The sequence below is a fragment of the Streptomyces sp. PL-25 genome, assembly GCF_058344915.1.
The window spans coordinates 5,608,067-5,632,494 of record NZ_CP136997.1 but is presented as its reverse complement, the minus strand read 5'-3'; the positions used below and the strand labels follow the sequence as shown (position 1 = coordinate 5,632,494).

At 74.5% G+C, this 24,428-nt stretch carries 19 protein-coding genes; 7 read left to right on the top strand and 12 right to left on the bottom strand.

From position 1 onward, the window contains the following. Window position 1: 1 nt before the first annotated feature. The 3 genes from R4Z62_RS25375 to R4Z62_RS25365 form a co-directional block, all read right to left on the bottom strand. The gene (locus R4Z62_RS25375) at window positions 2-2,212 is read right to left on the bottom strand and encodes an IucA/IucC family protein (RefSeq protein ID WP_491520972.1); all 2,211 of its coding nucleotides are present in this window, start codon (window positions 2,210-2,212) and stop codon (window positions 2-4) included. Next, complete coding sequence (locus tag R4Z62_RS25370; protein ID WP_491521925.1) at window positions 2,209-3,666, bottom strand: diaminobutyrate--2-oxoglutarate transaminase family protein; 1,458 nt, start codon at window positions 3,664-3,666, stop codon at window positions 2,209-2,211. The genes R4Z62_RS25375 and R4Z62_RS25370 overlap by 4 nt, the downstream gene beginning before the upstream one ends. 504 nt (window positions 3,667-4,170) lie before the next feature. After that, window positions 4,171-4,761 carry an isochorismatase family protein gene (locus R4Z62_RS25365; RefSeq protein ID WP_385488735.1) on the bottom strand — a complete coding sequence of 197 codons (591 nt, stop codon included), beginning with the start codon at window positions 4,759-4,761 and terminating at the stop codon, window positions 4,171-4,173. 171 nt (window positions 4,762-4,932) lie between these two features. On the opposite strand from R4Z62_RS25365, the gene R4Z62_RS25360 reads away from it, so the two are divergent. From R4Z62_RS25360 to R4Z62_RS25350, 3 genes are all read left to right on the top strand, one after another. Then, window positions 4,933-5,946 (top strand): GlxA family transcriptional regulator, encoded by a 1,014-nt coding sequence (locus tag R4Z62_RS25360; RefSeq protein ID WP_491520971.1) that lies wholly within the window; start codon window positions 4,933-4,935, stop codon window positions 5,944-5,946. A 267-nt stretch (window positions 5,947-6,213) separates the two neighbouring features. Further along, the gene (locus R4Z62_RS25355; RefSeq protein WP_491520970.1) at window positions 6,214-7,452 is read left to right on the top strand and encodes a trypsin-like serine peptidase; all 1,239 of its coding nucleotides are present in this window, start codon (window positions 6,214-6,216) and stop codon (window positions 7,450-7,452) included. Between the two features lie 144 nt (window positions 7,453-7,596). Then, complete coding sequence (locus R4Z62_RS25350) at window positions 7,597-8,808, top strand: trypsin-like serine peptidase (RefSeq protein WP_491520969.1); 1,212 nt, start codon at window positions 7,597-7,599, stop codon at window positions 8,806-8,808. Window positions 8,809-8,954: 146 nt separating this feature from the next. On the opposite strand, the gene hflX is transcribed toward R4Z62_RS25350, so the two are convergent. The 6 genes from hflX to miaA form a co-directional block, all read right to left on the bottom strand. Next, complete coding sequence (gene hflX, locus R4Z62_RS25345) at window positions 8,955-10,445, bottom strand: GTPase HflX (RefSeq protein ID WP_355480104.1); 1,491 nt, start codon at window positions 10,443-10,445, stop codon at window positions 8,955-8,957. A gap of 211 nt (window positions 10,446-10,656) precedes the next feature. After that, window positions 10,657-12,204: a M1 family metallopeptidase gene (locus tag R4Z62_RS25340; protein ID WP_355480102.1), complete on the bottom strand. Its 1,548-nt coding sequence runs from the start codon at window positions 12,202-12,204 to the stop codon at window positions 10,657-10,659. 154 nt (window positions 12,205-12,358) lie between these two features. Then, window positions 12,359-14,527, bottom strand: a complete 2,169-nt coding sequence (locus tag R4Z62_RS25335) for a RelA/SpoT family protein (protein WP_491520968.1) — start codon at window positions 14,525-14,527, stop codon at window positions 12,359-12,361. A gap of 302 nt (window positions 14,528-14,829) precedes the next feature. Further along, a complete protein-coding gene (dapF, locus tag R4Z62_RS25330; RefSeq protein ID WP_491520967.1) occupies window positions 14,830-15,699 on the bottom strand; it encodes a diaminopimelate epimerase in 870 nt (289 codons plus the stop codon). A gap of 101 nt (window positions 15,700-15,800) precedes the next feature. Continuing rightward, window positions 15,801-16,298, bottom strand: a complete 498-nt coding sequence (locus tag R4Z62_RS25325; protein ID WP_018564703.1) for a hypothetical protein — start codon at window positions 16,296-16,298, stop codon at window positions 15,801-15,803. Window positions 16,299-16,404: 106 nt separating this feature from the next. Continuing rightward, the gene (gene miaA, locus R4Z62_RS25320) at window positions 16,405-17,343 is read right to left on the bottom strand and encodes a tRNA (adenosine(37)-N6)-dimethylallyltransferase MiaA (protein WP_491520966.1); all 939 of its coding nucleotides are present in this window, start codon (window positions 17,341-17,343) and stop codon (window positions 16,405-16,407) included. A gap of 183 nt (window positions 17,344-17,526) precedes the next feature. Between miaA and R4Z62_RS25315 the strand changes: the two genes are divergently transcribed. After that, window positions 17,527-17,847: a hypothetical protein gene (locus R4Z62_RS25315; RefSeq protein WP_491520965.1), complete on the top strand. Its 321-nt coding sequence runs from the start codon at window positions 17,527-17,529 to the stop codon at window positions 17,845-17,847. A gap of 24 nt (window positions 17,848-17,871) precedes the next feature. Then, window positions 17,872-18,222: an antitoxin gene (locus R4Z62_RS25310; RefSeq protein ID WP_064535606.1), complete on the top strand. Its 351-nt coding sequence runs from the start codon at window positions 17,872-17,874 to the stop codon at window positions 18,220-18,222. A gap of 208 nt (window positions 18,223-18,430) precedes the next feature. Here R4Z62_RS25310 and R4Z62_RS25305 read toward each other — a convergent pair whose 3' ends face one another. Together R4Z62_RS25305 and miaB are read right to left on the bottom strand one after the other, a co-directional pair. Next, window positions 18,431-19,159 carry a class III extradiol dioxygenase subunit B-like domain-containing protein gene (locus R4Z62_RS25305; protein ID WP_064535605.1) on the bottom strand — a complete coding sequence of 243 codons (729 nt, stop codon included), beginning with the start codon at window positions 19,157-19,159 and terminating at the stop codon, window positions 18,431-18,433. Window positions 19,160-19,633: 474 nt separating this feature from the next. Further along, window positions 19,634-21,154: a tRNA (N6-isopentenyl adenosine(37)-C2)-methylthiotransferase MiaB gene (gene miaB / locus R4Z62_RS25300; RefSeq protein ID WP_385488759.1), complete on the bottom strand. Its 1,521-nt coding sequence runs from the start codon at window positions 21,152-21,154 to the stop codon at window positions 19,634-19,636. A gap of 347 nt (window positions 21,155-21,501) precedes the next feature. Between miaB and R4Z62_RS25295 the strand changes: the two genes are divergently transcribed. Next, window positions 21,502-22,755 carry a glycosyltransferase family 87 protein gene (locus R4Z62_RS25295; RefSeq protein ID WP_491520964.1) on the top strand — a complete coding sequence of 418 codons (1,254 nt, stop codon included), beginning with the start codon at window positions 21,502-21,504 and terminating at the stop codon, window positions 22,753-22,755. Between the two features lie 116 nt (window positions 22,756-22,871). On the opposite strand, the gene R4Z62_RS25290 is transcribed toward R4Z62_RS25295, so the two are convergent. Further along, complete coding sequence (locus tag R4Z62_RS25290) at window positions 22,872-23,285, bottom strand: pyrophosphohydrolase domain-containing protein (RefSeq protein ID WP_491520963.1); 414 nt, start codon at window positions 23,283-23,285, stop codon at window positions 22,872-22,874. Window positions 23,286-23,428: 143 nt separating this feature from the next. Between R4Z62_RS25290 and R4Z62_RS25285 the strand changes: the two genes are divergently transcribed. Then, window positions 23,429-24,427, top strand: coding sequence for a TAXI family TRAP transporter solute-binding subunit (locus tag R4Z62_RS25285; RefSeq protein ID WP_491520962.1), 999 nt, complete (start codon window positions 23,429-23,431; stop codon window positions 24,425-24,427). Window position 24,428: the final 1 nt, after the last annotated feature.

Below are 24,428 nucleotides of genomic sequence, written 5' to 3'. Positions count from 1 at the left end.
GTCAGGAGTGGAGGGGGTTGGCGACGGTGACGTAGACGGACTGGGTGTCGACCGGACCGGCCAGTTCGTCCAGGCCGTGCAGCCGGGTCAGCAGGTTGGCCTTGCAGCGCAGCACCGGCGCGTCGAGCAGACGGGCGGGCAGCGTGGAGCGCAGGCGTCCGGGCCCTCCCGCCGCGGTGGCCAGGAAGCGGCGGAAGGCGGCCAGCAGCAGCCGTTCGTCGGCGAGCCGCTGGGAGCCGAGGGCGCCGATGAGGCCGCACACGTTGTTGAGGGCGAGGTAGTACGCGAAGCGCTCGTCGGCGACCTCGTCGGGGACGAAGGTGTCGCTGCGGGCCCCGATCCCGGGCAGCGCCGCGTCGAGTTCCGCGTGCCGGGAGGCCCGGAAGTAGTACCCCTGGTTGTCGCGGTAGCGGCCGCCCGCCGGCCAGCCCTCCGGGTCCAGCAGGACCAGGGTGTTCTGCTGGTGCGCCTCCAGGGCGATGCCCGCCTCGCCGTCCAGCCACAGCACGGGACGGATCACCTGTTCGAGGTAGCGCAGGAACCACTCGGCGGCGACGGCCCCCACCGGCCGGCCGCTGCGGGCGGCGAGCCGCGCGACGATCTCCGCGAGGCGGGAGCGCGTCATCCGGCCGCTGTCCGTCCGGGCACGGCCGCCGTCCGGGTCGCCCGCCGCGCTCGCGGTCGAGTCGTACGCCGTGTTTCCGGCCGGGCCGTACGGTGCGGGTGCGCCGTCTGCCCGGCTGAAGGGCATGCCGTCGGGGCTCGGCCGGGGAGCGACCAGTCCGGCGACGCAGGAGACGTCGTCCGCCGGGGCGAACGGGTTGTGCCGGATCATCACGTCGAGGCCGGGCACGGGGGCGCCGTCCTGGCCGTCGACGGCCAGCCAGGCCGGATCGCGCACGATGTCGAAGCCGGGGTGGGCGGTCCGCCACCGCGCGGCGAGCCCGGCCCGCAGCAGCCGGTGCACCTCCACTCCGCGGTGGAGTTCCTTGCGGAGGTTCTCCCGGCGCGAGTTGGTGATGCGCAGGGCGAGGGACAGTTTGAGCATGGCGGGCGCGCCGCCGCGGTGGACGGTGCGTACGGAGGAGGTCGGGTGCCAGGACGGGCCGTGCGGTCCGAGGTCGCGCAGCAGTCCCGCGTCGAGCAGAGCGGCCGTGCCGGGGCGGTGCCGCACCTCGCGCGCCTGCCACGGGTGCAGCGGCAGCGCCGCGTACCCCTCGGGCAGGGGCAGTCCCGGGCCCGCGAGCCGGGCCGTGATCCGGTCGGCCGGGACGCGGCGGCCGCCCTCGGTCCACGCGGAGTCGGTGGCGAGCACGGCGGGGGCGACGGCCATCCAGTGCAGCGGGAAGGCGCCGCGCGACTCGGGCGAGTACGGCCGTGCCTCGGCCTCCGACAGGCCCTCGCGGCTCTTGGGCGCCGGGTGCAGCGGATGTCCGAGCAGGAGGGCCTGCTCGGCGGAGAGGAAGAGGTCGGGGCGGTCGGCCGGGTCCGCGCGGCGGTCGGCGAGGAAGAGCGCGGTGCGCCGGACGGAGTCGGCGACGCGCGCCACCAGGTCGACCGCGTCGGCACCGGCCATGGCGTCCGCCGGGCCGGAGCCGCCGCGGGGTTCGGTTCCGCCGCGGGGCCCGGAGCCGCTGGTGCCGTCGCTGTCGGCGGCCGGGACCGCGGCTTCGCGGGCGAGCAGCGCGGCGACCGTGACGGCGTCCGCCGGTGGGGCGGTCGCCGGGGCACCGGCCAGGCGCGGCGGGCCGAAGCGGTGCCAGCCCGTCGGCGACCAGTGGCGGACCGGTACCAGGAGGGCCGTTCCGCTGCTCGGCAGGGGGACGCGGAGGGTGCCGCCGCCGGGGTCCTGGACGCCGGTCTCGCGGACCCAGCAGCGCAGCAGGTTCTCGACGCCGGCGATCTGGGCGGCCGTGTGCGGGTCGGGGTGGTCGAGCGGGTCGGCCGGGGACGGACGCGGGTCCGGTGACCGGTGGGCGGGCAGAGCGCCCGTCTGGTGGGGGACGGTGGGGGTGGCGTGCACGGCGGTTCCTCGGCGTGGGGGTGAGGCGGTGGCGTCTGCGTCGTCCATGGCGTCCGGTACGTCGACGGCATCCGGTACATCGACGACGTCCGGTACGTCGGCGGAGGCGCCCGGGGGCTGCGGCGTCGTCCCGGGTGGTCGCCCGCCCTGCCGCCGACCGGGCACGGCGGCGGGCTCCGGCCCGGTCATTGGGCGCCCCCCGCTCCTCGCACCGGCCCGGCGGTGCGGTGCCCCTGTCCGGGCGGCCCGAACCGCTCGCCCACGCGCGCGGGGCGCTCACCGGCCACCGCCTCGACCGCGTCGGCCAGCCGGTCGAGCACCGCGGCGGACTGCTCGTCGGTGAGGGTCAGCGGCGGAAGCAGCCGGACGACGCTGCCGTGGCGGCCGCCGAGTTCGACGATGAGGCCCCGCCGCAGGCATTCCCGCTGCACGGCGGCGGCCAGGGCGGGAGCGGCGGGGGGCGGGCGCCGCCCGGGAGCGGTGAGCGGCGCGGCCCCCGTCTCCGCCGCGGACCCCGTCTCCGTCCCGTCCCCGGCCGCCGTCTCGCGCTCCGTCTCCGCCTCGGCCGTCGGATCGACCAGTTCCAGGCCGAGCATCAGCCCGCGCCCCCGCACGTCGCCCACGCAGGCGTACCGCTCGCGCAGTTCGCCCAGCCGACGCAGCATGCGGGCGCCGAGGTCGGCGGCGTGTTCGTCGAGCCGGTTCTCACGGACGTACGCCAGGGTGGCGGTCCCGGCGGCCATGGCGAGCTGGTTGCCGCGGAAGGTACCCGCGTGGGCGCCGGGTGCCCAGACGTCGAGGTCGTCCCGGTACACGACGACGGCCAGCGGCAGGCTGCCGCCGATGGCCTTCGACAGCACCATCACGTCCGGTGTGATGCCGCTGTGGTCCACCGCCCAGAAGGCGCCGGTGCGGCCGACGCCGGTCTGGACCTCGTCCGCGATCAGAGGCACGGACCTGTCCTCGGTGAGCCGCCGGACGCGGCGCGTCCACTCGTCCGGCGCGGGGAGCACCCCGCCCTCGCCCTGGACGGGTTCGAAAATCATCCCGGCGGGCAGCGGCACCCCGGACTTGGGGTCGTCCAGCAGGGACTCCGTCCAGCGGGCGGCGAGTTCGGCCCCGAGCGGGCCGCCGACGCCGAAGGGGCAGCGGTAGTCCTGCGGGTAGGGCAGCCGGGTGACGCGTACGTCCCGGGCGTGCCCGGAGGCGGCGAGCGCCGCGTCGGTCATCCCGTGGTAGGCCCCGGTGAACGCCATGATGCCGGTGCGTCCGGTGGCGGCCCGGACGAGCTTGAAGGCGGCCTCGACCGCGTCCGTCCCGGCCGGACCGCAGAACTGCACGCGCGCGCGTGCGGCCAGTCCGGCGGGCAGGGTGCGGAACAGTTCGGTGACGAACGCGTCCTTGACGGGCGTGGCCAGATCGAGGGCGTGCAGCGGCGCGCCCGAGTCGAGGACCTTGCGGACGGCTCCCAGGACGACGGGGTGGTTGTGGCCGAGGGCAAGGGTGCCCGCGCCGGAGAGGCAGTCCAGGTAGCGGCGGCCGTCCGCGCCCTCGATGGTGAGGCCGCGCGCCCGGACCGGCACGATCGGCAGGGCGCGCGCGTAGGTGCGGGCCGCCGACTCGCGCGCGCACTGGCGCCGCAGGATCCCCTCGTGAAGGGCGTACGCGCCGTCCCCCGCGCACCCCTCCTGCTCCCGCGCGCGTCCCTCGCGCTCCTCGCGCTCCCCCTGCTCCGCGGAGGTCCCGGGTCCCCCGTGCGTCCCGTACCCCCCGTCCGCGGCCACCGTCACGGCTCCCTGCCCTCCCGCTGTCCCGAGGCGGCGGCCTCCTCCGACGGGAGGGGCCGCGTTCCGGGTCCCCCTGCGGCACGGCGTCGCTCGCCCGTGCACTCCCCGGCCGGGCGCGCATGGGCCTGGCCGGGGGCAGCGGGAACCCCACCGGTACAACCGCCCGTGATCCGTACGGTTACGGGCCGCCAGGAGGGAGTTTCCGGCGGCCCGGCGCCGACCGCCGGGGAACAGCCGGCAACCCGTCGGGGAACAGCCAGGGACCCGCCGGGGAGCAGCCAGGGCCTCGCCGGAGAAGAGCCGAGATCCAGCGGAGAACAGCCATGGCCCCGCCAGGGCGCAGCCGCGCCCCGTCAACCCTCAGCCCAGCTCCTCCCCCGACGCCACGACGACCCCGTACAGATCCCCGACCGTCGCCAGCGCGGCGGCGTGGATCTGGCCGGCGTCCAGCAGCGTGCCCCCGGACGGGAGCGGACGCGTCGCGCACGCGTCGGCGACGACCGTGGGCCGGTTGCCGCGCAGGAAGGCGCCCTCGGCGGTGAACTGCACGCACATGTGCGTCATGAAGCCGATCACGACGACGTCCTGGTGCCCGGCCGCGTCGACCAGGTCGCCCAGTTCGGTGCCGACGAACGCGTTCGGGGCCTGCTTCACCACGATGGCCTCGCCCTCGGCCGGGGCCACGCTCGGGTGGATGGCGCCGATCTCCTCCCTGATGTCGTACGCGCTGCCCGGTCCGCCGTCGTGGACGACGTGGATGACCGTGGCTCCGGCCTGCCGGGCCCGCGCCAGCAGGGCGGCGGCGGAGTCGAGCGCGGGCCGCCAGCCCGTCAGCTCCATCACGCCGCCGACGTAGGTGTTCTGGTAGTCGACCAGGATCAGGGTCGCGTCCGCGAGCGAGGCCGGGGTGTCGTCGAGTCCGTTGAGCGCGCGCAGCGTGGTCGTGGTCATGGGTTCCCCTCGGGAAGAGCGCCGGGCCGTGCGCCCGGAGTCGTCGTCAGTGGCCCGCCCGTGCGGTGGCCGGCCCGGATACGAACGTACGATCATGCTCTGCGTGTCGGCAATGTCGCCCAACCCGCAGATCCGGACATCGCCTGCCCCGCCGAACGGACGGAGACCCCCTTGAGCGCCGCCACCGGACGCCTCATCGTCGTCGTGCTCTTCGAGGGCGTCGACCTGCTCGACGTCACCGGCCCGCCCGAGGTGTTCTCCCTGGTGCGGCGGGAACTGGCGGACCCGGCCTGCTACCGGGTCGTCCTGGCGGCGGAGACCCTGGATCCGGTCACCACCTCCGCCGGGGTGCGGGTGGTGCCCGACACCACTTTCGAGGAGCTGTCGGACAGCCGTGTCGACACCCTCCTGGTGCCCGGTTCGGTAGCGGCGGACGGCTCCGCGCGGGTCCGGGCGCTCGCGGAGCCCGCCGTGGTCGACCGGGTGCGGGATCTCGCCGGACGGGCCCGCCGGACCGCCTCCGTCTGCGTCGGCGCGCACATCCTGGCCGCCGCCGGGCTGCTGGACGGCAAGCGCGCCACCACCCACTGGTCGACGGCACGGCAACTCGCCGACGAGCACCCGGCGGTGGAGGTCGACGCCGATCCGATCTTCATCCGGGAGGGCGACACCTGGACCGGTGCGGGGATCAGCGCCTGCCTCGACCTCTCGCTCGCCCTGGTCGCCGAGGACCACGGCGAGACGGTGGCGCTGCGGGTCGCCCGCCAGCTGGTGATGTATCTCAAACGGCCCAGCGGGCAGAGCCAGTTCAGCGTGCCGCTGGAACCGGTCTCCGGGACGCGCCGCGTGGAGGAGCTGCGCCATCACATCCTGAACCGCCTCGGCGAGCGGCTGACCGTGGCGGACCTGGCCGCGCACGCCCATCTCAGCGAACGGCAGCTGACCCGCGTCTTCCGGTCCGAACTCGGCATGACGCCCAGCGCCTATGTGGAGGCCGCCCGCGTCGAACGGGCGCGCGCCCGGCTGGAGTCCACCGACGCCACCCTCGAACGGATCGTCACGGAGTGCGGGTTCGGCACGGTGGACACGCTGGTGCGCGCCTTCCGCCGACGGCTCGGCACGACGCCCACGGAGTACCGGCGCCGTTTCCGCCCGTCCGGCGCCGAACCGTCCGTGAGCCCGTAGGCCGCCGGACGGTTGTCCAGGTCAGGCGGCTTGTAGCCGAACCGTTGCCGTTCCGTGGGCAGTCCCCCACAGCGAGCGCATAGTGTGTGGTGCCGTTCCAGCAGCCGTACCACGCGGCCGGCACCGGTCCACCGGCGGTCCGTCATCGGTCCGCCGACGGTCCGTCATCGGTCCGGCCACGGTCCGTCATCGGTCCGCCGTCCGCCCGTGTCCGGCGCCGGAACGCAGCGCGTCAGCACGTCCGTTCACCACAGGGGGAACCGAAGCATGCGATCCATACGCCCGTCCGCCACCGCTCGCCGGGGAGGGCGCTCCCGGCGCACGGCCGGCCCCGTGCTGGCCACCGTCGCCCTGGTGTCGACGCTGGCGCTCACCGCCACCGGCTGCGACGGCGACGACACCGACGCGAGCGGGCAGCCCACGGCCGCCGCGCAGACCGGCGACGCGGGGGCCACGGACGACGGAAAGATCACGATCCCGGACGACATCCGCAAGAAGCTCAAAGAGCACGGGATCGACATCGACAAGTGGAAGAACGGCGCCTGGAAGAACTGGGACAAGAGCGACTGGCTGCGCGAGGCCAACGACTTCGTCAACCCGATCATCCAGGGCCTGTGGGACCCGGACCGGATGCGCCGCGCCAACGATCCGGACAAGGGCGTGGACGACAACGACATCTCCGGTGACCAGGGCGTCACCGACCCGACCCCGGTGCCCGTGCGGGCCGCGAAGGTCGCGCCGCCGTACCACTCGGGCGCCGCGACGGCGGGCAAGGTCTTCTTCGACTCCCCCGAGGGCACGATGGTCTGCTCGGCCACGGTCGTCGAGGACCCGGCCCACCCCGGCAAGTCCAACATGGTGTGGACGGCGGGCCACTGCGTGCACGCGGGCAAGAAGGGCGGCTGGTACCGCAACATCGCCTTCGTGCCGTCGTACAACGACGCGGGCCGCAGCGCCGCCCAGCTTCAGGGTGCCACCCGGGAGCAGGTCGCCCCGTACGGGGTGTGGTGGGGCGACTGGGCGCAGACCTCCGACCAGTGGATCGAGCAGGGCGGCTCCACCGGCGGGCAGGGCGCGAGCTACGACTTCGCCGTCATCCATGTGACGCCGGAGAAGGGCGGGAACGGCAAGTCGCTGGAGGAGACCGTCGGTTCGGCGCTCCCGGTGAACTTCGACGCCCCCGCGGTGCCGAAGGTCCAGAGCATCACCGCGACCGGCTACCCGGCCGCGCCGCCCTACGACGGGCAGCTCCTCTACCAGTGCCAGGACAAGCCGGGCCGGCTGTCGGTGGCCTCCGCCGACCCGACGATGTACCGCATCGGGTGCAGCATGACCGGCGGTTCCTCCGGCGGCGGCTGGGTCGAGAAGGGCGCCGACGGCAAGCCGGCGCTGGTCTCCAACACCTCGATCGGTCCGGTCACCTCGGGCTGGCTGGCCGGTCCGCGGCTGGGCACGGTCGCCAAGGGCGTCTACGACTCCGTCAGCAAGAAGTTCGCCGGGCGCTGAGCACGGCACCGCGCACCCGCTGAACGGGGCGGCGGCGGGGTGACCGGCACCCCCGGCACCCCGCCGCCTCCCGCAACCGATCCCGGCCGGTGAGCACCGCCGGCCGGGCAGCTCAGACACGAACCAACGGGGGTTCCTCGCACCATGCGTTCACTGCGTACGTCCCAGACGCCCCGGCGCGCACGCCGGCGCACCGCACTCGCCGCCACCGGGCTCGCGGCGGCCCTGGCGCTCACCGCCACCGCCTGCGGCGGCTCGGACTCCGACGACGCGAGCGGCCCGCCGTCCGCCGCCGCCGCCCAGAGCGCGGGCAGCGGCGGCGACGGGAAGGCCAGGATCCCTGCCGGTCTCGCGGACAAGCTGAAGGAACACGGCATCGACGCCGACAAATGGCGCGACGGCGGCTGGAAGAACTGGGACAAGGACAAGTGGCTCAGTGCCGCCAAGGACTTCGTCAACCCGGTGATCAAGGATCTCTGGAAGCCTGAGCGGATGAAGTCCGCCAAGGAGGCCAACAAGACGGTCACCACCCAGGACGCCGCCGGCCAGGGGGTCAGCGACCCGGCGCCGCGCGCGGTCCCGGCGCAGGCCGAGAAGACTCCGTACCACCAGCACGCGGCCCCGGTCGGCAAGGTCTTCTTCGACTCGCCCCAGGGCGCGATGGTCTGCTCGGGCACGGTCGTCAAGGACGTCAACCACCCGGGCAGGTCCAACCTGGTGTGGACGGCCGGGCACTGCGTGCACGCCGGCCGGGGCGGCGGCTGGTACCGCAACATCGCCTTCGTGCCCGCCTACAACGACCTGGGCAAGTCCGCCGGCCGGCTGAGCCAGGCCGCTCCCGCCGAGGTCGCCCCCTACGGCGCCTGGTGGGCGGACTGGGCGTCCACCTCGGGCCAGTGGATCCAGGGCGGCTCGGAGACGGGCGGCGCGGGCGCCGCGTACGACTACGCGGTGCTGCACGTGAAGCCGGAGGCCGGGACGAAGTCGCTGGAGGAGACGGTCGGGGCGGCGCTCGACGTGGACTTCTCCGCACCGCGGGCGCCCCAGGTCGCCACCATGGGCGCGTGGGGCTACCCGGCGGCGCCGCCGTACAGCGGGCTCCGGATGTTCCGGTGCCTGGACCGGCCCGGCCGGCTGTCGCTCAGCCCGTCCCTGCCGACAATGTACCGGATCGGCTGCACCATGACCGGCGGCTCGTCCGGCGGCGGCTGGTTCCGCGTGGTGGGCGGGAAGACCGTCCTGGTGTCCAACACCTCGATCGGCCCGTCCGACAACACCTGGCTCGCCGGCCCGCAGCTCGGCCGGGGCGCCGAGGCGCTGTACCAGAACATGAGCCGGACCTACGGCGGCCGGTGACCTCCGCGCCGCTCCCGGCGCGACGGCGGGCCCGCCCCCTTCCGGTGAAGGGGACGGGCCCGCCGTGCGGTGTGCATCCGCCGGGTGTGTCCGGCGCGCCGGAGATACCCGGCGGCTGTGTCCGGCGCCCCGTCGGTGCCCGGAGGTCAGAGCGCGGGAACCGGCGCGTACGGCGTCAGCTCCGCGGCCAGTTCCTCGTGCACCAGGGCCTTGAGCAGGGTGCCCTCCGCGGTGTGCTCCTCGGAGATCACCTCGCCCTCGGTGTGGGCGCGGGCGACCAGCTTGCCGTGCGTGTACGGCACCAGCGCCTCGATCTGCACGGCGGGCCGGGGCAGCTCGGCGTCGATCATGGCGAGCAGTGTGTCGATGCCCTGGCCGGTCCGGGCGGAGACCGCGATCGAGTGCTTCTCCCGCCGCAGCAGCCGCTGGAGCACCAGCGGGTCCGCCGCGTCCGCCTTGTTGACCACGACGATCTCGGGCACGTCGGTGGCGCCGACCTCCCTGATCACCTCGCGCACGGCGGCGAGCTGCTCCTCCGGGTCGGGGTGCGAGCCGTCCACGACGTGCAGGATCAGGTCGGAGTCGCCGACCTCCTCCATGGTGGAGCGGAACGCCTCGACCAGGTGGTGCGGCAGGTGCCGGACGAAGCCGACGGTGTCCGCCAGCGTGTACAGCCGCCCGCTCGGTGTCTCGGCCCGGCGCACGGTCGGGTCCAGGGTCGCGAACAGCGCGTTCTCGACCAGGACGCCCGCGCCGGTGAGACGGTTGAGCAGGGAGGACTTCCCGGCGTTGGTGTAGCCGGCGATGGCGACGGAGGGCACCTTGTGGCGGCGCCGCTCCTGGCGCTTGATCTCGCGGCCGGTCTTCATGGCCGCGATCTCCCGGCGCATCTTGGCCATCTTCTCGCGGATGCGGCGCCGGTCGGTCTCGATCTTGGTCTCACCGGGACCGCGGGTCGCCAGACCGCCGCTGCCGCCGCCCATCTGCCGGGACAGCGACTGGCCCCAGCCGCGCAGCCGCGGCAGCATGTACTGCATCTGCGCGAGCGCGACCTGCGCCTTGCCCTCGCGGGACTTGGCGTGCTGGGCGAAGATGTCCAGGATCACGGCCGTACGGTCGATGACCTTGACCTTGACGACGTCCTCGAGGTGGATGAGCTGACCGGGGCTCAGCTCACCGTCGCAGACGACGGTGTCGGCGCCCGTCTCCAGGACGATGTCCCGCAGCTCACCGGCCTTGCCGGAGCCGATGTAGGTGGCCGCGTCGGGCTTGTCGCGACGCTGGATCACGCCGTCCAGGACGACCGCGCCCGCGGTCTCCGCGAGGGCGGCCAGCTCGGCGAGGGAGTTCTCCGCGTCGTGCACGGTCCCAGAGGTCCAGACGCCGACGAGCACCACGCGCTCCAGGCGGAGCTGCCGGTACTCGACCTCGGTGACGTCCTCGAGCTCGGTGGACAGGCCCGCGACGCGGCGCAGGGCGGCCCGCTCGGAGCGGTCGAACTGGTCGCCGTCCCGCTCTCCGTCGATCTCGTGGCTCCAGGCGACGTCCTCTTCCATCAGGGCATCGGCCCGAAGTCCATCGGGGTGGGTGTGCGCGAGGCGCTTGGTGGCCTGGGAAGAGGAAGAAGAGGAGGTCATTGGGTCCTTACGTCGTTGGGAATCCGTGGTGCGGCGACGGGGCCGCGCCGGTGACGGCCGGGCTCCGGCACTCCTGCCGCAGTCCTTCCGTCATCCGTGACAACGCACGGATACCCGGGGAGATTCCCGTGCACCGCGCCGCGCCGACCCGACGATGGTCGCACGGCACGGCCCGTCTCGTCACGGCGTTATTCGCGCCCCGTCCGCCCGCTCAGCCCCGGGCCGTCCCCGCCCCGGCCGGCCGCGCGGACGCCGCCGCCTTCACGGTCCGGCCCGCCTTGTCCGCCGCGGGCGGCGGCGCCTGCTTCCAGTCCGGGTGACCGGGCATGGGCGGGGTCTTCTCGCCGTACAGCCACGCCTGGAAGAAGCCGCTCAGATCGCGTCCGGCGACGGTGGAGGCCAGGTGCTCGAAGTCGGCCGTGGCAGCCGTGGAGTCCCGGTGGTCACGCACCCAGGAGCGCTCCACGCGCTCGAAGGCGTCCTTGCCGATCTCCTGGCGCAGCGCGTAGAGCACCAGGGCGGCGCCGTCGTAGACGTTCGCGCGGAAGATGCCGACCTTCTGCCCTGCCTTGGGCGGCTTGGGCAGCGCGGGCGGGCCGCCGGCCGCGCGCCAGCCGTCGGAGGCGCCGTAGGCGGCCTTCATGCGCGCGTCCATGGACTTGTGCGCCGTCTCGTCGGCGTACAGCGCCTCGTACCAGGTCGCGTGGCCCTCGTTGAGCCAGAGGTCCGACCAGGAGCGGGGGCTGACGCTGTCGCCGAACCACTGGTGGGACAGCTCGTGCACCATGACCGACTCGACGTACCACTGGGGCCAGGCGGGGTCGGTGAACAGCTCCTTCTCGAAGAGGGAGAGGGTCTGCGTCTCCAGCTCGAAGCCGGTGGTGGCGGACGCCATCAGCAGGCCGTACGTCTCGAAGGGGTACGGCCCGACCTTGCTCTCCATCCAGGCGATCTGGCCGGGCGTCCTGGCCAGCCACGGTTCGAGCGCCTTGGCGTCGGCGGCGGGCACGACGTCGCGCACGGGCAGGCCGTGCGGTCCGGTGCGGCGCAGCACGGCCGAGCGCCCGATGGAGACCTGCGCCAGCTCGGTGGCCATGGGGTGCCGGGTGCGGTACGTCCAGGTGGCCGAGCCGCCGGTGCGGGTCACCCCGGCCGGCAGACCGTTGGCGACCGCCGTGTATCCCTCGGGGGCGGTGATGTGGAAGGTGTACATCGCCTTGTCGGAGGGGTGGTCGTTGCACGGGAACACCAGGTGGGCGGCGTCCGCCTGGTTGGCCATGGCGAGGCCGTCCGCGGTGCGCACCCAGCCGCCGTCGCGGCCCTTCTCGGACACCGGGTCGCTGGTGTGGTGCACCGTGACGCGGACCCAGCTCTGCTCGGGCAGCGGGACCCGCGGGGTGACCACCAGGTCCTCCCCGGCACTGGCGAAGTCGGCGGGCAATCCGTCGACCTGCACGGAGTCGACCGTGCCGTGGGTGAAGTCGAGGTTGATGCGGTCCAGGTCCCGGGTCGTCCGGGCGTCGATGGTGGTGACGGCACGCAGCGGCTTGCCGTTGTCGCCGGAGTAGGCGAGGGAGAGGTCGTACGACGTCACGTCGTACCCGGGGTTGCCCAGGGTCGGGTAGAGCCGGTCACCGAGGCCGAGCGCGGCGGGCGGTGCGCTCGCGGCGAGCAGGCAGACGGAGACGGCGGACGCGAGGAGGGTCCCGGTGAGGGCCCTGCGACGGCGCGGGAGGCGGGATCGGAGGGTGCGCGGCATGCACCACGGCTATCAGCGCGCGGGCCCGCCACGGCGGCGGCGCGCGCCCGGCCCACCCGAACGGGGCCCTCGGGAGCGCGCGGTGTCGCGGGAGCGGGGTGCGCGCGGGCGTGCGCGCCGGAGCGGCGGCCTCTGCGCCGGCCCCACGCGGGCGCTACCGGGCGCGGCTCACGTCGTACACGCCGGGCACGTTGCGCATCGCCCGCATCAGGGCGGGCAGGCGCGCGGCGTCGGGCAGTTGCAGGGTGTACGTGTGGTGGACGCGCTGCTGGGCCGGCGGGGCGACGGTGGCCGAGACGATCTCGACGCCCTCCAGAGCGATGGCCTCGGTCAGATCGGCCAGCAGATGGGGGCGGCCGAACGATTCGGCGAGCAGGGTGACCCGGCACGCGGCGTTGTCGCCCCAGCGCACGTCGATCTCCGCGCGCCCCGTGCTCTTCATCCGCACGACCGCCGCGCACTCGACGCGGTGCACGGTCACCGCTCCCCCGCGCACGGCGAAGGCGGTGATGCGGTCGGGCGGCACGGGGGTGCAGCAGCCCGCGAGCCGTACGGTGGCGCCGGGCCGGTCGGCGGCCACGGCCGCCGCCGGGCCGGGACGGCCCGCGGGGGTGTCGGGCGAGCCGACGGGGACCGCCGAGGAGACCGGGTGCGCGTCGGGGGCGTCCTCGCGGGTCTCGGGCGCGTCGTCGGCCGGGGCGGGGTGTGCGGTGAGCCACCGCTGGATGGCGATGCGCGCGGCGGGCGTACGGGCGTGCTCCAGCCACTCCCTGGACGGCTCGGAGGCGGGGTCCTGGCCCATCAGGAGCTGGACGGTGTCGCCGTCCTTCAGGACGGTGCTCAGCCGGGCCAGGCGGCCGTTGACGCGGGCGCCGATGCACGCGTGCGCGTCCTCGCCGTACTGGGCGTAGGCGGCGTCGATGCAGCTGGCCCCGGCGGGCAGGCCGAGGGTGCCGCCGCCGGGGCGGAAGACGGTGATCTCGCGGTCCTGGGCGAGGTCCTCGCGCAGGGTGGACCAGAAGGTGTCCGGGTCGGGCGCCGCCTGCTGCCAGTCGAGCAGGCGGGAGAGCCAGCCGGGCCGGGTCGGGTCGACGCGCTCGCCGTCGCCCGCCGCCGGGTCCTCGGCGGGCGGGGCGTAGGGGTTGCCGAGCGCGACGACCCCGGCCTCGGCGGTCTTGTGCATCTGGTGGGTGCGGATGAGGACCTCGACGATCTGGCCGTCCGCCTGCGCGTCCTCGGGCGCGTCCGGCCGGGCCGCGGGCAGGGCGACCGCGGTGTGCAGCGACTGGTACAGGTTGAACTTGGGGACGGCGATGAAGTCCTTGAACTCCGAGACGACCGGCGTCATACAGGTGTGCAGTTCACCGAGGACGGCGTAGCAGTCGGCGTCCTCGTGGACCAGCACCAGCAGCCGGCCGAAGTCGCAGCCGCGCAGCCGGCCGCGTTTGCGGGACGCCCGGTGCAGGGAGACGAAGTGCCGTGGCCGGACGAGGACTTCGGCGGGGATGCCGGCCTCGCGCAGCACGCCGCGCACCTGTTCGGCGACCTCGGTGAGCGGGTCGTGCGGGCGGCTCGCGTTCTGTGCGATCAGCTCGCGGGTGTGCGCGTACTCCTCGGGGTGGAGGATGGCGAAGACCAGGTCCTCCAGCTCGGTCTTGAGCGCCTGCACTCCGAGGCGTTCGGCGAGCGGGATGAGCACGTCCCGGGTCACCTTGGCGATGCGGGCCTGTTTCTCGGGGCGCATGACGCCGAGCGTGCGCATGTTGTGCAGCCGGTCGGCGAGCTTGATGGACATCACCCGCACGTCGTTGCCGGTGGCGACGAGCATCTTGCGGAAGGTCTCCGGTTCGGCGGCGGCGCCGTAGTCGACCTTCTCCAGTTTGGTGACGCCGTCGACGAGGTAGCGGACCTCCGCGCCGAACTCCTCGCCCACCTGGTCGAGGGTCACCTCGGTGTCCTCGACCGTGTCGTGCAGCAGGGAGGCCGTCAACGTGGTGGTCTCGGCGCCGAGTTCGGCGAGGATGAGGGTGACGGCGAGCGGGTGCGTGATGTACGGCTCGCCGCTCTTGCGCATCTGGCCGCGGTGCGAGGACTCGGCCAGCAGGTAGGCGCGGCGCAGCGGTTCGAGATCGGCGTCGGGGAAGTGGGCGCGGTGCGCCTCGGCGACATGGCCGATGGCGTCCGGGAGCCGGTCCCGGGCGGTGGGGCCGAGCAGGGCGGCCCGGCCCAGGCGGCGCAGGTCGATCCGCGGGCGGGCTCTGCGCCGGGGCGCCGACGGCGCCACCGGGCCCGGGGCCGCAGGGTTTGTGGCATCCGCACTCATGGGCACCTCCGGCTGTCTCGACCGGTGGACGGGGGTGCCCCAGGGCGTACGCGGCTCAGGGGTTGGCGTCGGATCCCCCGTCCGGGCCGGTGCTTGATGCTACCGAGCCCAGCACACCGAGCCGACCGGCTCTCGGAGAGCGTGAAACGGATCACCCCATCGAGCGACGGCGTGTCAGGTTTACGGTTTTCGGTCACGGGACAGACGAGCGGCCGTGGATTCCCGCCCGCACCGGTCCCGACGACGTGGATCCTGGCCGGTCGCGACGGCTTGCGGCCTGCGATGTCCGGGCGGTCCCGCAGTCAACCGGCCGCTGTTTCCAGCCATTCCCGGTCGATCTCACCCTCGGCGACGATCACCGCGGGGCCGGTCATCTCGATCTCCCCGTCCGCCCGCTCGGTGATGACGAGGGTGCCGCCGAGCACATCGACCCGGTACGTCACCGGGGTGCCGGTGACGGCCGGGTCGGCGCCGTCGCGGCGGGCCGCCGCCACGGCGACGGCGCACGCGCCCGTGCCGCACGAGCGGGTCTCGCCGGATCCGCGCTCGTGCACGCGCACGGCGACGTGACCGGGGCCGCGGTCGGCGACGAACTCGACGTTTACCCCGTCCGGGTAGGCGGCGGCCGGGTGGAACGGCGGCGCGGAGAGCAGGTCACCGGCGTCCGCCAGGTCGTCGACGAAGGCGACCGCGTGCGGGTTTCCCATGTTGACGTTGCGCGCGGGCCACACATGGGTGCCGACACTCACCGCGACGTCGCCCTCGGGGAGCCGGGCCCTGCCCATGCCGACGGTGATGTCGCCGTCCTTGGCGATATGCACGCTCTTCACACCGCCCCGGGTCGCGACGGCGAGGTCGCCCTCGGCCACGAGCCCGGCGTGCCGGAGGTAGCGCGCGAACACCCGTACGCCGTTGCCGCACATCTCGGCGACCGAGCCGTCGCCGTTGCGGTAGTCCATGAACCACTCGGCGTCGGCGGCCATCGCGCGGGCCTCCGGGTGCGCGGCCGAGCGCACGACGTGCAGCACGCCGTCCCCGCCGATGCCCGCGCGGCGGTCGCACAGGGCGGCGACGGCTGCCGGGGACAGCTCCACGGCGTTCTCCGGGTCGGGGACGATCACGAAGTCGTTCTCCGTGCCGTGACCCTTGAGGAAGGCGATACCGGTGCTCATGCCTCGATCGTACGGGGTGGGTCCGACATCCTCGCGGGGCCGCTCGGCGCAGCCTCGTCCTTGCGGGGCCGCTCAGCGCAGCCTCGTCCTCGCGGGGCCGCTCAGCGGAGCTTCGCGACCCGCCAGACGGCGAGGACGACGACCACGGCCACGAGCAGGACGTACGCGGCGACGAGCCGCCAGGCGGGCCGCCGTCCCGAGCCGCGCGGCGGCAGTCCCGGCCAGGTGTAGCCGACACGGCGGGCGGCCATCGTGCCCCAGCCGGCCGCGCAGAAGCAGATCAGCAGCCCCAGCATGGCGATCATCGCACCGCTGTCGCCGTCGAAGGCCAGCGGGAAGGCGAACATCAGGGAGCCGACCGCCGCCAGGCCCACGATGGGCGCGAGCTGCCAGATGCGCAGCCGCCGCTGCGGGCGCAGCTCGACCTCCACCTCGGGCCCGGCGAACATCTCCTCGGGCTCCGGTCCGTCGGCGGTCACCCCGCCCTCGGACTCGTCGGGGCCGTCGGGGCTCAGCGAGTCCTCCTCGGGCTCCGGATCGGTGCCCTGCACGGTGATGCTCTCGGTGCCTTGTGCGGTGTCGCGAGGGCCGGCCTCCATCGCCACGCGCCCTCCCAACTAGGACTCACTTGTCGATCAGAGCTCGATGATGGCACGGCGCCGCAGGCCCGGATGACGGCCTGGGCTTCCCGATGCCATCACGTGATCAGGCTGTAACCGGTCGTTCCACCAACGCCAGCGCCAGGTCCGGAAGTTCCGCGAGGTCCGCGGCGGCTCCGCTCAGCCAGTGCACGCGCGGGTCGCGCCGGAACCAGGAGTCCTGACGGCGCGCGAAGCGCTTGGTGGCGCGCACGGTCTCCGTGCGCGCCTCGTCGAGCGTGCACTCCCCCGCGAGCGCCGTGAGCACCTGCTGGTAGCCGAGCGCCCGGGACGCCGTACGCCCGGAGCGCAGGCCGTGCGCCTCCAGCGCGCGCACCTCCTCCACGAGCCCCGCCTCCCACATCCGGTCGACCCGGCGCGCGATGCGCTCGTCCAGCTCGGGGCGCGCGACATCGACCCCGATCTGCACCGTGTCGTAGACGGAGTCGTGGCCGGGCAGATTGGCCGTGAAGGGCTGACCGGTGATCTCGATCACCTCCAGCGCGCGGACGATGCGGCGGCCGTTGCCCGGCAGGATGGCGCGCGCGGCCTCCGGATCGGCGGCGGCGAGCCGTGCGTGCAGCGCGCCGGAGCCGCGCAGCGTCAGCTCCTCCTCCAGCCGGGCCCGCACCACGGGGTCGGTACCGGGGAACCTGAGGTCGTCGACGGCCCCGCGCACATAGAGCCCGGAGCCGCCGACCAGGACCGGCCAGCGCCCCTCGGCGAGCAGGGCGTCGATGCGCTCCCGGGCGAGCCGCTGGTACTCGGCGACGGAGGCGGTGACGGTCACGTCCCAGACGTCCAGCAGGTGGTGCGGCACACCGCCGCGCTCCTCGGGCGTCAGTTTGGCCGTGCCGATGTCCATCCCTCGGTAGAGCTGCATGGAGTCGGCGTTGACGACCTCACCGCCGAGGCGTTGGGCCAGGAAAACGCCCAGATCGGACTTTCCGGCCGCGGTGGGGCCGACGACGGCGATGACGCGGGGGGCGGGGGGTGCGCTGCTCACGGCACCAGTCTCGCAAACCTCCGGCGGGCGCCTCGAACGAGTTACGTGACGGCGTGCGCGCCGGGTCGTTGCCCGTTGCGAGGTTCCCGCGGCCGGACGCCGGCGGGCGGCGGTACGGGGCGCCGCGAGCGGAACACCGGGCTACGCGGGATGCCGCCCGCACGAGTAACGTATGGAGTTGACATGGGCGTTTTTGCGCGACTTTTCCGGAGGTCGAAGGCCACTGAGGAGACGTCGTCCGCGGCGGAGCCTGCCGACGCGGCCCAGGCGGCGCAAGCCGCCCCCGGGACGGACGGCGACGCGGCCGACAAGAGCGGCGGCAGCAGCGCGGACGGCATGGCGGAGCCGGCGGACACGGCGACGGCGCGGACACCGGACGCCGGATCCGGGAGCGCTGCCGAAGAGGGAGCCGCGGACGCCGCCGCCGAAGCCGTCGACATCCCCGGGCAGCAGTCCGCCGACGAGGCGGTCGAGCACACGGCCGGCGAGGGCGTCCGCAGGTAACTGCCCCGTCAGGGAAGGTGAACCATGGGTCTGCTGGACAACGTGAGGGCCAGGCTCGGCCCGGCCAGGGACAAGGTGTCGGACCTCGCGCAGCGGCACGGGGGCTCGATCGAGCAGGGGCTCGACAAGGCCGCGAAGATGGTCGACGAGAAGACCAAGGGCAAGTACAGCGACAAGATCCACGCGGGCACGGGCAAGGCCAAGGAGGCCGTGGACCGGCTCGCCCACCCGGGCGGCGCGGACACCGGTGCTCCCACGCCGGAGTCGGCCGCACCGGCCCAGGAGCCTCCGGGGACGTCCCCGGGTTCCGGCTCCGGCACTGACCGGACGCCGCCTCCGCAGACACCGCCGCAGGGGCCGCCGCCCGCGTCGTGACGCGGAACAGCGCGCGGACGATGCGTGGACCGTGTGCGGACAGCGCGCGGACAGCGCGCGGACAGCGCGCGGACAGCGCGTGCGGTGGGGGCCGGGAGCTTACGTCTCCCGGCCCCCACCGCACGCCCGCGTGTGCGCCCCCTTGTCGCGTTATCGCGCCTCGTACGCCGCGCTCGCGCCGGCGCGGTCGCTCAGGACCGCCGGGTGCTCAGGACCAGGCCGCCACGAAGTAACCCACGCCGTACGGTGCCTCGTCGTACAGCAGCGTCCCGGCGAGCCCGGAGTCCTGCGCCGCGCCCGCGAGCACCTGCCACGGGGCCCGGCCGGACACCTTGAGCGCGTACGCCAGCTCGGCGTCGAGCGAGGTCAGGGACGTCACGTCCGCCGCGCCGAGCGCGCGGGCGGCCGCCGCGTCGAAGGGCTCGGCCCGCTCGTCCAGGTACCCCGGCGCCTTGAGCGAGCGGCAGGCGCTGCCGTCGCCCATCACCAGGAGGGCGACCCGCGCGGACCGGGCGGCGAGGTCGCGGCCGGCCGCGACGCACCGCTCGGGCGCCAGGGGTTCTCCCACGCCCAGCCCCTCGACCGGGCAGTCGGACCAGCCGGTCCGCTCCAGCAGCCACGCGGCGACGGCGAGCGACGGCGGCAGCGCGCGCTCGGGCGCGCCGGAGCCCGTGCCCTCGCCCCGGTCCGGGCCGAGCCGGACGTCGAGGTCCACGCCGAAGCCCCGGAAGGAGCCGCGGGCGCCTTCGGGGTGCGGGCCCCGACCGGACTGCTCGGCGGGGCCGACGGCCACGAGCAGGTCGGGCCGGGCGGCGGCGAGCACGCCCAGCGCGTCCGTGCACGCGGCACGCGCGGCATCCAGCTCGGGCGCGGCTCCCTGCGCGACCGCGGGGACGAGGAGGGGCGGACAGGGGCAGACTGCGGCGGCGACAAGCATGCCCGGCAGCGTAACGCGCGGCGCCGGGGCGCCGGACTGCCGTCCCCGCCGCCGGCTACGGATGGGCTCGGGACGGCCCCGATCCGGCTGTGACCTGCCCGTGACGGCTCGGCACCGCTCCCGCTGCCCGTACCGGACGATCCGATCCCGGGACCCTACTCGGGCAGCAGCCCGGCCACGGACGGCACCGGGAGCCGCCAGGGCCCGGCTCGGGCCCGGCCAGGACGCAGGGCAGAACCGCTCCCGTTCGGCGCACACGACGCGGCACAGGCTCGCGCCCCACTCCTGGGCGCGAGCGCCCGGACGCGCTCCGGACACGCCCGAGGCGGCCCGGACCAGCCCGCATCCCGCATTCCACATCCCGCCCAGGGCGGCTCCCGGACCGGCCGGTCACGAAACCGGTCCGGGCGGGCCACGCGTCAGGACGGTCGCCGGGACCGTCCCGCCGGGCCGGTCCCGCAGCCGGTCTCCGGGTCAGTCGCAGCCGCAGCCGCTGTTCGCGGCGACCGGCAGCGGTTCCGGGACGCCGATCTTCGGCAGGCCCAGCATCACACCGGCGGGCTTGGCGGCCGCCTCGGCGGTGCGCTTCTCCCAGGCGTCGCCCGCGCGGGTGCGGCGCACGTCCAGCACCGGGCCCTCGGCCAGCAGGTGGTGCGGGGCCGCGTAGGTGATCTCGACCGTCACCACGTCACCGGGGCGGACGTCCTGGTCCGGCTTGGTGAAGTGGACCAGGCGGCTGTCGGGGGCGCGGCCGGAGAGCCGGTGGGTGGCGCCGTCCTTGCGGCCCTCGCCCTCGGCGACCATCAGCTCCAGGGTGCGGCCGACCTGCTTCTTGTTCTCCTCCCAGGAGATCTCCTCCTGGAGGGCGACAAGACGCTCGTAGCGCGCCTGGACGACCGCCTTGGGGATCTGGTCGGCCATCTCGGCGGCCGGGGTGCCGGGGCGCTTGGAGTACTGGAAGGTGAACGCCTGCGCGAACCGCGCCTCGCGCACCACGTGCAGCGTCTGCTCGAAGTCCTCCTCGGTCTCGCCGGGGAAGCCCACGATGATGTCGGTGGTGATCGCGGCGTGCGGGATGGCGGCGCGCACCTTCTCGATGATCCCGAGGTAGCGCTCCTGGCGGTAGGAGCGGCGCATCGCCTTCAGGACCGTGTCCGAACCGGACTGGAGGGGCATGTGCAGCTGCGGCATCACGTTGGGCGTCTCGGCCATGGCCGCGATCACGTCGTCGGTGAAGTCGCGCGGGTGCGGGGAGGTGAAGCGGACCCGCTCCAGGCCGTCGATCGCGCCGCAGGCCCGCAACAGCTTGCTGAACGCCTCGCGGTCGCCGATGTCGGAGCCGTACGCGTTGACGTTCTGGCCGAGCAGGGTGATCTCGGAGACGCCCTCGCCGACCAGGGCCTCGACCTCGGCGAGGATGTCGCCGGGGCGGCGGTCCTTCTCCTTGCCGCGCAGCGCGGGGACGATGCAGAAGGTGCAGGTGTTGTTGCAGCCGACCGAGATGGACACCCAGGCCGCGTACGCGCTCTCACGCCGGGTGGGCAGCGTGGAGGGGAATGCCTCCAGGGACTCGGCGATCTCGACCTGGGCCTCCTCCTGGACGCGGGCGCGCTCCAGCAGGACGGGCAGCTTGCCGATGTTGTGCGTGCCGAAGACGACGTCCACCCAGGGCGCCTTCTTGACGATGGTGTCGCGGTCCTTCTGCGCCAGGCAGCCGCCGACCGCGATCTGCATCCCGGGGCGCCCGGCCTTCTTCGGCGCGAGGTGGCCGAGGTTGCCGTAGAGGCGGTTGTCGGCGTTCTCCCGGACGGCGCAGGTGTTGAAGACGACGACGTCCGCGTCGCCGTCCGCCCCCTCGGGCGCCCGCACGTACCCCGCGTCCTCCAGCAGCCCGGCCAGCCGCTCGGAGTCGTGGACGTTCATCTGGCATCCGTAGGTGCGGATCTCGTAGCTGCGCGTGACGCCCACTTCTCGGCTCCGGTCGATGCTGCTCATGCCCCTAAGGGTAGGCGCTCGCGGAAGTGCACCCGGACGGCCGATCCGGCGGCGCGGGCCGAAGGGCGCACGGCGCGCTGCGCGGCGCGTGCGCGGTCTGTGCGTCGCCGCTGCGCGGCGCGACACGAGCGGCGTGTGCGCGGCCGGTGGCCCCGGGACGGCGAGGGCGGACCCAGAATGGGCCGAACCCATCCAGCCGAACCCATCCAGTCGAACCCACCCATAGGCCACCAGACGCCTGGATACCCCTGGATACGCCCATCGGTCCCTCCCGGTCGCGCCAGGAAGAACCGGTTTCCACCAGGGCGTCCGGCTCGTGGCGGCCTCTCCCGGACAGGTGTCCAGTGATGCAGCTTCGTGATGCCCTGCGGACCTCCGCCCCGGACCCGGCCCCGGCCGCCGCGCCACGGGCCTGGCTGCTGCGTCCGGCCGGTGCGGTGTGGTTCGTCCTGCTCGCCGCGGTCCTGGCGGCCCGCGCCGCGCACGTTGCGGTGACGGACGCCCAGGGGGGCATGGACAACGCCTTCGTCGTCCATGCCGGGCAGGTGTGGCTGCACGGCGGCGCTCCGTACGGCGACCGGCGCTTCCTCTACCTGCCGAGCGCGGTGCTGTTCGCGGCCGGGCAGGCGCTGCTGCCCGCCGCCGTGCTGCGGGTCGCCGCTCCCATGGTGTGCGTGGGGCTGGTCGCGGCGGGCTGGTGGTGCGCGCTGCGGCTGTTCCGGGTGCCGTCGCGCAGCCGGTTCGCGGTGCTGGGGCTGCTCGGTCTCGTGCTGTGCTGGGCACCGGTGGGCCATCTGATCGACCTCGGCAACTGGACGGCGGTCGGCGCGCTGGCGCTGCCGCTGGCGCTGCTGCTGGCCGACCGCGGGCGCTGGGGCGCCGCCGGTGTGGTCCTCGGGCTCTCCGTGGCGGTGAAACCGCTGCTGGTGCCCGTCGCCCTCCTGCTGGTCCTGGCCCGGCAGTGGCGCGCCCTCGCCTGGACGGTGGCGCTGCCGCTGGCGCTGTCCGCGGGCATGGCGCTCGTCATGCCGGATACGGGCGGGTTCTTCACCCGCACGCTGCCCTTCCTGCTCAGGGGCGGTGACGCGCTGATGCGTCCCTTCGACTGTTCCCTGCCCGCGGTGCTGCCCCGGCTCGGGGTACCGCGATCGGCGGCCGAGGCGCTGGCGCTCGCGGCCGCCGCGGCCGGGGTGGTGTGCGCCGGGCGGCGCTGGCGGCGCGCGGACCCCGGTCCGGCCCGGCTCGCGGACACCGCCGCCATGCTCATGCTCGCCTCGTACCTGGTGTCCCGGCCGTCCTACGAGCACTATCTGGTGGTCGTGGTGCCGCTGCTGGTCGCCGGGGTGTTCGACGCCGGTTCGGCGGCGTGCTCGCCGTGGTTCTGGGCCGCGCTGATGCCGCAGGCGCCGGGGTTCGCCTTCCCGGCCCTCGAGGCGTCGACCCGGCGGGCGTTCAAGGACGTGGTGAGCCTGTGCGGGCTCGCGCTGGTGCTGGCGCTGCGGTGCGTACGCCCGTGGCCCGGCGAGCGTGCCTCCGGGGCCACCGGGACCGGGGGCCCGGCGGCGGCCGAGCCCGCGCCCCTCGGCACGGGTCCGGGCTGAGCTGCACCGCCGCCGCTGAGCGCGCGGCGGACCGCTCCGGGCCGCCCGCGCCGGCCGACAGGCCCGACCGGGTCCGACCGGTCCCCGGCGGTCCGGCCCCGCTTCGGCTCGGCCGGTCAGCCCCGGTCGGTGGCCTCGGGGTCCCAGCCCTGGCCGCGCAGGACGGCCGCGACGTCCGGCGCCCGGTAGTGCTCCCCCTTGAGCACCTTGCCGTCGGCCCGGCGGGCCACCTGTCCGTCGGGGCCCAGCTTGCTCATGTTCGCGCGGTGGATCTCGGCGATCACCTCGTCGAGGTCGATGCCGTGCACCAGGGCGGTGCCGTACGCCACGTAGACCACGTCGGCCAGTTCGTGCGCCAGGTGGTCGAGCGGTCCCTCGACGGAGACCTCGGCGACCTCGGCCGCCTCCTCGGCGAGCAGTTCGCCCCGGTGGGCCGCCAGCTGCGGCGGCACCCGGGCGGGAGTGCTGCGGACGTCGAGCCCGAAGGCCCGGTGGAACTGTCGGACGAGGGCGGCGGGCGAGGAACTCATACGGCGACTCTAACCGGCACCTGTGACAGCGCCCGCGCCGAGCGTGCGCGGTGGGCGCCCCCGCCGCCGCGCGTCCGTCCCGCACCACGGGAACGGCGGACCGGCCCTGGTCAGGGCGGCGCCCGGCTGGCAGGATCGCGCGCATGCCCAAGCTGTTCTCCTCCACCCGCAGGCGCCGGGGCCTCATGGGCGCGGCCGCCGGTGCCGTGGTCCTCGGGCTGCTGCTGTGGTGGCTGCTGCCGCTGGGTGACGGCCCGCCGCGGGGGACGATCGCCTTCAGCACCGGGACCACCCGCGGTGTCTACCAGGAGTACGGCGTACGGCTGCGCACCGCGTTCGCCAAGGACATGCCGGACCTGAAGGTGCGGCTGCTCACCAGCGACGGTTCACAGGAGAACGTCACGCGCGTGGCGACCGGCAAGGCCGATTTCACCATCGCCGCCGCCGACGCCGTGGAGACGTACGTCCTGGACCACGGTCCGGGCGCGTCCGACCTGCGCGGTGTGGCCCGGCTCTATGACGACTACGTGCAGCTCGTGGTGGCCCGTGACTCGCCGATACGTTCGGTCGCGGACCTGCGGGGCAAGCGGGTCGCGGTCGGTCCCCCGGAGTCGGGTGTACGGCTGATCGCGAACCGGGTGCTCGCCGCCGCCGGGATCGATCCGCAGCACGGCATCGAGCCCGTGGCCGACGGCATCGACACCGGCCCCGGACGGCTGCGTACGCACGCGATCGACGCGTTCTTCTGGTCGGGCGGGCTGCCCACGGACGGGCTCACGCAGCTCGCCTCGAAGTTCGCCTTCCGGTTCGTGCCGATCGACGCCGGTCTGGTGGCGCGGCTGCACGCGGAGGGCGGCGCCACGCGCTACTACCGCGCGACCAACATGCCGGAGTCGGCGTATCCGGCGGTCCAGGACGGTGCGACCGTGCCGACCATCGCCGTGTCCAACCTGCTGATGACCCGCGCGGACGTGGACCCGCGGCTCACCGAGTGGCTGACCCGGACCGTGATCGACAGCCGCGACCGCATCGGCGCGCATGTGCACTCCGCCCAGCTCGTCGATCTGCGCACCGCGATCTACACCGATCCGCTGGTGCTGCACGAGGGCGCCCGGCGCTACTACCGATCCGTCAAGCCCTGAG

Bases quoted from the DNA above. Each gene is read 5' to 3' on its own strand.
- R4Z62_RS25295 (WP_491520964.1), top strand. From the start codon at position 21,502: ATGCAGCTTCGTGATGCCCTGCGGACCTCCGCCCCGGACCCGGCCCCG.
- R4Z62_RS25290 (WP_491520963.1), bottom strand. From the start codon at position 23,285: ATGAGTTCCTCGCCCGCCGCCCTCGTCCGACAGTTCCACCGGGCCTTC.
- R4Z62_RS25365 (WP_385488735.1), bottom strand. From the start codon at position 4,761: ATGACCACGACCACGCTGCGCGCGCTCAACGGACTCGACGACACCCCG.
- R4Z62_RS25350 (WP_491520969.1), top strand. From the start codon at position 7,597: ATGCGTTCACTGCGTACGTCCCAGACGCCCCGGCGCGCACGCCGGCGC.
- R4Z62_RS25355 (WP_491520970.1), top strand. From the start codon at position 6,214: ATGCGATCCATACGCCCGTCCGCCACCGCTCGCCGGGGAGGGCGCTCC.
- miaB (WP_385488759.1), bottom strand. From the start codon at position 21,154: ATGAGCAGCATCGACCGGAGCCGAGAAGTGGGCGTCACGCGCAGCTAC.
- dapF (WP_491520967.1), bottom strand. From the start codon at position 15,699: ATGAGCACCGGTATCGCCTTCCTCAAGGGTCACGGCACGGAGAACGAC.
- R4Z62_RS25285 (WP_491520962.1), top strand. From the start codon at position 23,429: ATGCCCAAGCTGTTCTCCTCCACCCGCAGGCGCCGGGGCCTCATGGGC.
- R4Z62_RS25305 (WP_064535605.1), bottom strand. From the start codon at position 19,159: ATGCTTGTCGCCGCCGCAGTCTGCCCCTGTCCGCCCCTCCTCGTCCCC.
- R4Z62_RS25325 (WP_018564703.1), bottom strand. From the start codon at position 16,298: ATGGAGGCCGGCCCTCGCGACACCGCACAAGGCACCGAGAGCATCACC.
- R4Z62_RS25335 (WP_491520968.1), bottom strand. From the start codon at position 14,527: ATGAGTGCGGATGCCACAAACCCTGCGGCCCCGGGCCCGGTGGCGCCG.
- R4Z62_RS25375 (WP_491520972.1), bottom strand. From the start codon at position 2,212: ATGACCGGGCCGGAGCCCGCCGCCGTGCCCGGTCGGCGGCAGGGCGGG.
- R4Z62_RS25315 (WP_491520965.1), top strand. From the start codon at position 17,527: ATGGGCGTTTTTGCGCGACTTTTCCGGAGGTCGAAGGCCACTGAGGAG.
- hflX (WP_355480104.1), bottom strand. From the start codon at position 10,445: ATGACCTCCTCTTCTTCCTCTTCCCAGGCCACCAAGCGCCTCGCGCAC.
- R4Z62_RS25340 (WP_355480102.1), bottom strand. From the start codon at position 12,204: ATGCCGCGCACCCTCCGATCCCGCCTCCCGCGCCGTCGCAGGGCCCTC.
- R4Z62_RS25310 (WP_064535606.1), top strand. From the start codon at position 17,872: ATGGGTCTGCTGGACAACGTGAGGGCCAGGCTCGGCCCGGCCAGGGAC.